Source organism: Nocardia sp. NPDC058497, assembly GCF_042720195.1.
Classification (GTDB): domain Bacteria; phylum Actinomycetota; class Actinomycetes; order Mycobacteriales; family Mycobacteriaceae; genus Nocardia.
The window spans coordinates 1-7,612 of the sequence record NZ_JBHXMY010000279.1 but is presented as its reverse complement, the minus strand read 5'-3'; the positions used below and the strand labels follow the sequence as shown (position 1 = coordinate 7,612).

General features: G+C 66.5%; 9 protein-coding genes and 4 tRNA genes. 1 reads left to right on the top strand and 12 read right to left on the bottom strand.

The genetic code is table 11. The features are described 5' to 3' along the window. From rplA to ACFWPJ_RS19025, 10 genes are all read right to left on the bottom strand, one after another. Positions 1 to 633 (bottom strand): 50S ribosomal protein L1 (gene rplA / locus ACFWPJ_RS19070; RefSeq protein WP_378853073.1); only part of this gene is annotated, 633 nt, incomplete at its 3' end. 78 nt (positions 634 to 711) lie between these two features. Beyond that, complete coding sequence (gene rplK, locus ACFWPJ_RS19065) at positions 712 to 1,146, bottom strand: 50S ribosomal protein L11 (RefSeq protein ID WP_378853071.1); 435 nt, start codon at positions 1,144 to 1,146, stop codon at positions 712 to 714. Positions 1,147 to 1,385: 239 nt separating this feature from the next. Then, the gene (gene nusG / locus ACFWPJ_RS19060) at positions 1,386 to 2,192 is read right to left on the bottom strand and encodes a transcription termination/antitermination protein NusG (protein ID WP_378853077.1); all 807 of its coding nucleotides are present in this window, start codon (positions 2,190 to 2,192) and stop codon (positions 1,386 to 1,388) included. Positions 2,193 to 2,304: 112 nt separating this feature from the next. Then, on the bottom strand, positions 2,305 to 2,682 hold the full coding sequence (secE, locus tag ACFWPJ_RS19055; protein ID WP_378853069.1) for a preprotein translocase subunit SecE: 378 nt from the start codon (positions 2,680 to 2,682) through the stop codon (positions 2,305 to 2,307). Positions 2,683 to 2,713: 31 nt separating this feature from the next. Then, a tRNA-Trp gene (locus ACFWPJ_RS19050) sits at positions 2,714 to 2,786 on the bottom strand. A gap of 197 nt (positions 2,787 to 2,983) precedes the next feature. Further along, complete coding sequence (locus ACFWPJ_RS19045) at positions 2,984 to 4,051, bottom strand: fused (3R)-hydroxyacyl-ACP dehydratase subunits HadA/HadB (protein WP_378853075.1); 1,068 nt, start codon at positions 4,049 to 4,051, stop codon at positions 2,984 to 2,986. 144 nt (positions 4,052 to 4,195) lie between these two features. Next, on the bottom strand, positions 4,196 to 4,366 hold the full coding sequence (gene rpmG / locus ACFWPJ_RS19040) for a 50S ribosomal protein L33 (protein ID WP_019049401.1): 171 nt from the start codon (positions 4,364 to 4,366) through the stop codon (positions 4,196 to 4,198). Between the two features lie 36 nt (positions 4,367 to 4,402). Next, positions 4,403 to 4,478 (bottom strand) — tRNA-Met (locus tag ACFWPJ_RS19035). Positions 4,479 to 4,536: 58 nt separating this feature from the next. Continuing rightward, positions 4,537 to 4,609, bottom strand: a tRNA-Thr gene (locus ACFWPJ_RS19030). Positions 4,610 to 4,865: 256 nt separating this feature from the next. Next, a tRNA-Tyr gene (locus tag ACFWPJ_RS19025) sits at positions 4,866 to 4,948 on the bottom strand. A 176-nt stretch (positions 4,949 to 5,124) separates the two neighbouring features. On the opposite strand from ACFWPJ_RS19025, the gene ACFWPJ_RS19020 reads away from it, so the two are divergent. Further along, the gene (locus ACFWPJ_RS19020) at positions 5,125 to 5,616 is read left to right on the top strand and encodes a YajQ family cyclic di-GMP-binding protein (RefSeq protein WP_378853067.1); all 492 of its coding nucleotides are present in this window, start codon (positions 5,125 to 5,127) and stop codon (positions 5,614 to 5,616) included. 15 nt (positions 5,617 to 5,631) lie between these two features. On the opposite strand, the gene htpX is transcribed toward ACFWPJ_RS19020, so the two are convergent. Continuing rightward, positions 5,632 to 6,495, bottom strand: coding sequence for a zinc metalloprotease HtpX (htpX, locus tag ACFWPJ_RS19015; RefSeq protein WP_378853065.1), 864 nt, complete (start codon positions 6,493 to 6,495; stop codon positions 5,632 to 5,634). Positions 6,496 to 6,668: 173 nt separating this feature from the next. Beyond that, entirely contained in the window at positions 6,669 to 7,610 is a 942-nt protein-coding gene (locus ACFWPJ_RS19010) for a polyprenyl synthetase family protein (protein ID WP_378853063.1), read from the bottom strand. Positions 7,611 to 7,612 lie beyond the last annotated feature (2 nt).

Here is a 7,612-nt window from a genome sequence, read left to right as displayed (position 1 = left end):
CTTCTTGACGTAGCGGCCCTTGGCGGTCGACGGCTTCACACGCAGGATCTCGTCCAGCGCGGCGCCGTAGTTCTCCACCAGCTTGGCGTCGTCGAAGGACGCCTTGCCGATGACGAAGTGCAGGTTGGCCTGCTTGTCGACGCGGAAGTTGATCTTGCCGCCCTTGATGTCGTTGACGGCCTTGGTCACGTCGTTGGTGACGGTGCCCGTCTTCGGGTTCGGCATCAGACCACGCGGGCCCAGGACACGCGCGATGCGGCCGACCTTGGCCATCTGGTCCGGGGTGGCGATCGCGGCGTCGAAGTCCAGCCAGCCGCCCTGGATCCGCTCGATCAGGTCCTCGGCGCCCACGGCGTCGGCACCGGCGGCCTCGGCCTCGGCGGCCTTCTCACCGGCGGCGAACACGATGACGCGGGCGGTCTTACCGGTGCCGTGCGGCAGGTTGACGGTGCCGCGGACCATCTGGTCGGCCTTACGGGGATCCACGCCGAGACGGACGGCGACCTCGACGGTCGCGTCGGTCTTGGTGGTCGCGGTCTCCTTCGCCAGGCGCGCAGCGGCCAGCGGGGAGTACAGCTTGTCGCGATCGACCTTCTCAGCAGCGGCGAGATACGCCTTGCTTCGCTTTGCCATGTTTCTCTGTCCTTAATTTTCGAGTTCAGATGTGGTGTCCCGGGCCTGGCCGGCCCTCCCACATGGAGCGAGATTCGCTCAGCCTTCGACGGTGATACCCATCGAGCGGGCGGTACCGGCGATGATCTTCACGGCCTGATCGAGATCGACGGCGTTGAGATCCTCGGCCTTGGTCTTGGCGATCTCCCGGACCTGGTCCATGGTGACCTTGGCGACCTTGGTCTTGTGCGGCTCGGCCGAGCCCTTCTGCACACCGGCGGCCTTGAGCAGCAGACGCGCGGCGGGCGGGGTCTTCAGCTTGAAGTCGAACGTCCGGTCCTCGTACACCGAGATCTCGACCGGGATGACGTTGCCACGCTGCGACTCGGTCGCGGCGTTGTACGCCTTGCAGAACTCCATGATGTTGACGCCGTGCTGACCGAGCGCGGGGCCGACCGGAGGAGCCGGGTTCGCGGCACCGGCCTGGATCTGCAGCTTGATGATCCCGGCGAGCTTCTTCTTCTTGGGGGGCATCTTTCTTCCTTGGGTTTCGGTTCCTTACGGTTGCCGTAAGCCTGTTGCGGGATCGCTCCCACGCCGGGTCCAAGCCCGGCATCCGCGCACGACCTCGGCACCGGCGAAAATCGACGGCGCGGGTCTACACACGAACCCTCACACCCTACCGGATCGCGGCGCGGGCACCGCACACGGGGCGTGCGAGGAAAACGACAACGGCACCGCCGAGGCGGTGCCGTTGCGAAGCAGGTTAGGCGCTAGATCTTGGAGACCTGGGTGAAGTTCAGCTCGACCGGGGTCACGCGACCGAAGATCGAGACGAGCACCTTGAGCTTCTGCTGCTCGGCGTTGACCTCGCTGATGCTGGCGGGCAGCGTCGCGAACGGGCCGTCCATGACGGTGACCGACTCGCCGACCTCGAAGTCGACCTCGATGACGGGCTTGCCCGCGGCCGCGGCGGCGGACTCGGCACCGGCCGAAGCAGCGGCGGCGGCCGCCCGCTTCTGGGCCTGCGCACCGGCCGGGACCAGGAACTTCACGACCTCGTTGATGGTCAGCGGGGTCGGCTTGGCGCCGGGGCCGCCGCCGGTCATGCCGACGAAACCGGTGACGCCGGGGGTGTTGCGGACCGCGCCCCACGACTCGTTGTTCAGTTCCATCCGGACCAGGATGTAGCCGGGCAGCACCTTGCGGTTGACGTTCTTCTTCTGCCCGTTCTTGATCTCGGTGACCTCTTCGGTCGGCACCTCGACCTGGAAGATGTAGTCCTCGAGGCCGAGGTTCTGCACGCGGGTCTCGAGGTTGGTCTTGACCTTGTTCTCGTAGCCGGCGTAGGAGTGCACGACGTACCAGTCGCCGGGGACGCGGCGCAGCTTGGCCTTCATCGACTCGACGGGGTCGGCTTCGGGATCTTCCTCGGTGGGGGCGGCCTCGACAACGGCCTCGTCGGCCGCGTCGGCGTCAGCGAGCTCGGTGGTGGCCTCGACCTCGTCGGTGGCGGTCTCCGCCACGACAGTGTCGTCAACCGGGAACTCGGCGTTTGTTTCGTTCTCCGGGGTGCTCACTTCGGCACTCGCTTCCTGTGTCGTCACGTACATCCTCTGGGCCGGGTCGGGTGCGCGGAGGCACACTCCGCCGTTCCGGCCCGCGATCGGCTACCGGCGTGGGTGTCGGCGATCAGCCGAACAGCCAGTCGACACCCTTGACGAACGCCACGTCGATCCCGGCGATGAACGCGACCATGAAGACCACGAACACCAGCACGACGGCCGTATAGGTGACCATCTGCTTCCGGTTGGGCCAGATCACCTTGCGCAGTTCCGCGATGACCTCTCGCAGGAACTTGAGCAGCCGCTTGAACGGGTTGCCCGATTTGGCCTTCCCGGCAGTCTTGTCTGCCTTGCGCAAGGAGGGCCGGTCCAGCGTGGCCACCGAACCGGTGTCCGCCGGAGCATCCGACGTGCGCGCACGGCGAGCTGTCCGCTTGCCGCTCGGCCGAGTGGCAGCGGCGGTGTCGTCGCCGTCTTCGGCGCGAGTATCCCGCTCGTCCGTCACGTCGATCCTTCCTCGTCGCTGGCATTCAGGGCAGGGGCGACAGGACTTGAACCTGCAACCTGCGGTTTTGGAGACCGCTGCTCTGCCAATTGAGCTACGCCCCTTCGGTTGGACCAGCCTGAGCTGTGTTGTCCAACCACAGTCGATATTCAGTTATCGAGCTCTGGCGTCACACAACATGCGCGCCGCTTCCGTGGGGATCTACTCCCCGGGAAGATCAGCGCGCAGCAGCCGGTGACCCCAGAGTCCCGAGTGTACGTTACCGCGTGCGGTATTCGCCAATCCGGTACAGCCGACCAGGTCAGGACAGCTGAACGGTTGCCGTGGCGCGGCCGAAGATCTTCTTGCCCGCCGATTTCGCCGTGATGGTGACGACCGCGGCCCTGGTCTCCGGATCGACCGACTTCACCTTACCGGTGAACTCGACCTCGGCCGGGGACTCGGCACCGACGAAGACCGGGCTGGTGAACCGGACGTTGTACTCCTTCACCGCGCCGGGATCACCCAGCCACGAGGTGACGAAACCGCCGCCGAGGCCCATCGTGAGCATGCCGTGCGCGACCACGTCGTCCAGGCCGACCATCTTCACGATCTCGTCGCTCCAGTGGATCGGGTTGGCATCGCCGGACACGCCCGCGTAGTTCACCAGATCGCCACGGGTGAGCCGGACGGTGCGCGACGGCAGTTCATCGCCCGCGGCCACGCTGTCGAAGGACAGAGCGTGCGTGGGGACGGACGGCTCCGGCTGCCTGGTGACCGGATCGGGGGTGATCCCGGTGGGGACCTCGGCCGGCGCGTGATGGTCGGGCTCCTCGAGGCCGTGCATGAGGATGTTGCGGACCGCGTCCGACATCGCCGGATCGATGTCGGCGCCGCTGCGGCCGACCAGCGTGGTGTAGGTGGTGAGCACCAGCTCGTCGTCCTGCGCCGTGACGATGTTCTTGGTGACGATGATGTCGCCGCCGAAGGCCTGCCGGAAGGAATGCAGGTACACATCACAGGTCAGCTGGTCGCCCACCCGGATCGGGCGGTGGAACTCCAGGATCTGGTCGGTCTGCATGATCTGGCTCAGGTCGTAGCCGGTGACGATCCGCTCGAACAGCTTGCGCTGGGCGAGGATGCCGACCAGCGAGATGAAGGTGAGCGGGGCGAGCAGGCCCTGGTGGCCGTACTCACGCGCGATGTCTTCCTCCCAGTGCACCGGGTGGTAGTCCTGCACGGCACGGGCGTATTCGCGCACCTTCTCGCGGCCGACCTCGTAGAAGTCGTCGACACGGTAGTGGTGGCCGACCATCGCCGCCGCGTGTGCTGCGGGATCGAGCGGTTCGGCGGCTGCGGCGGTGACCGCTTCGTCAGTTCCGGTGTTCAGTGTCACCACGTGGACCTTACTCACACGTAGACCGCTCACAAGCCGTCCGGGGGTGTAGACACCGCCCAGAAGGGGTACCGTATCGACCCCGAAAACGCACAAAGGCCGGACTTTCGTCCGGCCTTCGGCAAATGTTCTGGTGAATCAGCGCGACTCGCGGTGCGCCCGGTGGGTTCCGCAGTTCGGGCAGAACTTCTTCAGCTCCAGGCGGTCCGGGTCGTTGCGCCGGTTCTTCTTGGTGATGTAGTTGCGGTGCTTGCACTCTTCGCAGGCCAAGGTGATCTTTGGCCGGACATCGGTGGACTTCGCGGCCACGATATGCCTTCTTTCCGGTCTGGGCTGAGTCGTTATTGGTAGCGATGGCCGGACTTGAACCGGCGACACAACGATTATGAGTCGTTTGCTCTACCGACTGAGCTACACCGCCACGGCGGACCTGTTACGGTGGGCCGGCGGGAAAGTCGGTCACCACCGGCAATCCGGCGAGCCCCCTAACGGAATCGAACCGTTGACCTTTTCCTTACCATGGAAACGCTCTGCCGACTGAGCTAAGGGGGCATGACTACGTGGCACAGAGTCTGTATCGGCGGACCGATCAGTGCGACCCCGTGCTCCGGCGTCCTGAAGAAGATTACACACTACCTGGCTAGAGCACCAAATCACCAGCTCAAGGCTTGTTTTGCAGGTACGGAAGTGCGTTGCGGCAAGGCAATGCCGGGGCCAACCCAGCGACCCCACGACCGGCCTGGCGCAACTTCGGGGGGCCACACAACCAAAGACCCCCGCCGATCGTGTTGATCGACGGGGTTCGATGTGGCAGATGTAGGATTCGAACCTACGTAGGCTTTCACCGACAGATTTACAGTCTGCTCCCATTGGCCGCTCGGGCAATCTGCCTTGTGCGCCGTTTCCGGTGCGCTGAGAGCTTACAACGAACCCACACCCCCAATGCAAACCGCCTGCACAACGACCCTGCGAGCACGGTCCGACCAGGCATGCGGGTACAACTGTCTCGGTGGCCGGCACACCTGTCGGCGCACCCATTGTCAGACCGTGAGGGACAGGAGCGCAGTGTGGCCGATTCGTCATTCGACGTGGTGAGCAAGGTCGATCGCCAGGAGGTCGACAACGCGCTGCACCAGGCGGAGAAGGAGCTGAACTCCCGCTACGACTTCAAGGGCACCGACGCGTCGATCGTGTGGTCCGGCGAGGAAGCCATCGTGCTGACCGCGAACGCCGAGGAGCGGGTGAAAGCCGCGCTCGACGTGTTCAAGGAGAAGCTGATCCGCCGCGACATCTCGCTGAAGGCGTTCGACGCGGGCGAGCCGCAGGCCTCGGGCAAGGTGTTCAAGATCACCGGCACGCTGGTGCAGGGCATCGATGCCGAGAAGGCGAAGAAGATCTCCAAGAAGATCCGCGACGAGGGCCCCAAGGGCGTGAAGGCGCAGATCCAGGGCGAGGAGCTGCGGGTCAGCAGCAAGAAGCGCGACGACCTGCAGGCCGTGATCTCCCTGCTCAAGGGCGAGGATTTCGGTATCGCCCTGCAGTTCGTCAACTACAGGTAGTCGGCGGGGCGGCGCTCAGTGCCGGTGGGTGCCGCCCGCCATCTCCTCCAGCCGCCTGATGCGCTCGTCCATCGGCGGGTGCGTCGAGTACCAGCGGGCGATGCGGTCGCCGGCGCGGAACGGGTTGGCGATCATCAGGTGCGATTCGCTGGTGAGTTTGGGGTCCGGCGGCAGCGGGGCCACCTGGACGCCGCGTTCGATCTTGCGCAGGGCCGAGGCCAGGGCCAGCGGGTCACCGGTCAGTTCGGCGCCGGACTGATCGGCCTGGAATTCGCGTGATCGCGAGACCGCCATCTTGATCAGGCCCGCGGCGATCGGGCCGAGCAGCGAGACCAGCAGCACCGCGATGACGTTCGGGCCCTGACCGTCCCTGCTGCCGAACGAGCTGGCGAAGAAGGCCATGTTCGCGATTCCGGTGATGATCGAGGCCATCGCGCCGGCCACCGACGAGATCAGGATGTCGCGGTTGTAGACGTGCGACAGCTCGTGGCCGAGAACCGCGCGTAACTCTCGCTCGTCGAGCAGCTGCAGGATGCCGCTGGTGCAGCAGACTGCCGCGTGCCGGGGATTGCGGCCGGTCGCGAACGCGTTGGGCGCGTTGGTCGGGCTGATGTAGAGCCGCGGCATCGGCTGGCGGGCCGTGGTCGCGAGCTCGCGCACGATCCGGTACATGACCGGCGCTTCCAGTTCGCTGACCGGTTGCGCGTGCATCGCCTTCAGCGCCAGCTTGTCGCTGTTGAAGTACGCGTAGGCGTTCATGCCGACGGCCAGCACGATCGAGATGATCAGGATCGTCGGGCTGCGGAACATCGCCCCGATGGCGACGATCAACGCCGACAGCCCGACCATCAATCCAAACGTCTTGATCCCATTGGGCATTTCCGCCTCCCCGCGCCTTTTGCCGGTCGTCAAGCGCTTGGTTCGTCAGGCGTCGGGCCTGCGGTCGACCACATGAACAGATCTGGGCGTACCCGGCGAGTTACCCATGTTCGCACGAAATCTGGTGTTGCTTCGCGTCAGGTCAACGAGTGCGCGGCGGCGATAGTTCCTGGTCAGCCCACCCGCTCGATGGTGTAGCGGACCAGGCGGCTGAGGGCGTCGTTGGCCGGACCTGCGGGGAGGGCGGACAGTTCGGTGTCGGCGAGGTCTGCGTACTCCTGAAGCTTTTCCTTGGCCTTGGCCATGCCGGGTGAGCGACGCAGCAGCTCCAGCGCCTCCTCGACCTCGGCATCGGATTCCAGCGGGTGGTCGAGCAGGGTGCGCAGGCGGTCGCCGTCGGCGCCGGACTCGCGCAGGGCATAGAGGACGGGCAGGGTGTGCACGCCCTCGCGCAGGTCGGTGCCGGGGGTCTTGCCGGACTGTTCGGCCGAGGAGGAGATGTCGATGATGTCGTCGGAGATCTGGAAGGCGGTGCCGACGGCGTCGCCGAGGCGGGCCAGCCGCTCGACGTGCTCGGGGCCGGCACCGGAGAAGGTGCCGCCGAAACGGCCCGCGGCGGCGATGAGCGAGCCGGTCTTCTCCCAGACGACGCGCAGGTAGTGCTCGACCGGATCCTGGGTCTGCTTGGCGCCCATGGTTTCCCGCATCTGGCCGGTGACCAGTTCGGCGAAGGTCTCGGCGATGATCCGGACCGCGTCGGGGCCGAGTGTCGAGGTGAGCCGGGAGGCGTGGGCGAACAGGTAGTCGCCCGCCAGGATCGCGATGTTGTTGCCCCAGCGCGCGTTGACGCTGACCGCGCCGCGGCGCTGCGTGGCCTCGTCCATCACGTCGTCGTGGTACAGCGTCGCCAGGTGCACCAGCTCCACGACGGTGCCCGCGGTGACCAGCGCCGGGTCGGTGGGATTGGGGCCGAGCGGTGGGGGGGGCGGGGTGTCCCGCGGACGGCTCCGCGGGGCGGCGGCGCGGGCGCGGGGCCGGGCGGGGGGGGGGGGGCGGCGCGGGTTAGCGGGCGGGGGGGGGGGGCCGGCCCCCCCCCCCCCCCCCACCACCCGCACAG

Excerpts from the sequence above, each read along its gene's own strand:
- rplK (WP_378853071.1), bottom strand. The coding sequence starts at position 1,146 with ATGCCCCCCAAGAAGAAGAAGCTCGCCGGGATCATCAAGCTGCAGATC.
- htpX (WP_378853065.1), bottom strand. The coding sequence starts at position 6,495 with ATGCCCAATGGGATCAAGACGTTTGGATTGATGGTCGGGCTGTCGGCG.